The following is a 958-nucleotide window of genomic DNA, read 5'->3' as shown; positions in this document are numbered from 1 at the left end:
TCTCGAGCAGGCGGCGCAGCACCGCCCTGGTGAAGTCCCGCTGTACATGAGCTTCGATATCGACCGCCCGGTTATCAACGTCACCAGTGGTCCCGCGCCGGATTCCCCCGGACGCGACATGACCATGGCATCTTTCGATCGAACCAGCGGCGAGCCGGTACCCGGGCACGATGGCTTCGACATCATGGAATTCCTGCTGCAACTGCACACCGACATGTTCCTGGGCTTACCCGGCATGCTGTTCCTGGGCGCCATGGGCCTGCTGCTGATCATCGCCATTGTGTCCGGCGTTGTGCTCTATGCCCCCTTCATGCGCAAACTGGAATTCGGTGCCTTGCGCACCCGGCGCGCCAAACGCATCAAGTGGCTGGACTATCACAACCTGCTGGGCATTGTGACCGTCGCCTGGCTCACCGTGGTGGGTCTCACCGGCGTGGTGAACAGCCTTGCCGACCCTATCACCACTACCTGGCGAACCCAGGCACTGGCCGACCTGACTGCCGGCTACCAGGGCGACACCGTTCCCACCCCGGCTGAAATGGCCTCGCTGGATGAGGCCGTCAAGCAGGCAGTGGAAGCAGCGCCAGACATGACACTGCAATTCGTGGCCTTCCCCGGTGGCGACTGGTCCACCAACTACCACTACGCCATTTTCCTGCACGGCAACACGCCGTTGACTTCGCACATCACCACACCGGTGCTGATTGATGCCCGCACCGGCGAGTTTGCCGGCATGCGGGAGATGCCCTGGTACAACAAGGCACTCGCCCTTTCCGGGCCACTACACTTTGGGGATTACGGCGGATTACCGCTGAAGATTCTCTGGTTTGTACTGGACCTGTTTACCATTGTGGTGCTGGTGACCGGCCTGTACCTGTGGTGGGTACGGCGGCGAAACAACAACGCTGGAGGGGCATGATGAGCCGTATCTTTGCCATTCCGCTGTTCATCGGCATCA

At 61.1% G+C, this 958-nt stretch carries 1 protein-coding gene; it reads left to right on the top strand.

Annotated elements, in window-relative coordinates; genetic code table 11:
* Positions 1-919, top strand: a 919-nt coding sequence (locus tag A3730_RS26875; protein ID WP_063539330.1) for a PepSY domain-containing protein, incomplete at its 5' end; no start/stop codon positions are given.
* Between the last annotated feature and the right edge of the window lie 39 nt (positions 920-958).

Source organism: Alcanivorax sp. HI0044 (assembly GCF_001634945.1).
Note: the sequence above shows the minus strand (reverse complement) of the source record. Positions and strands in the feature narration are given on the sequence as shown.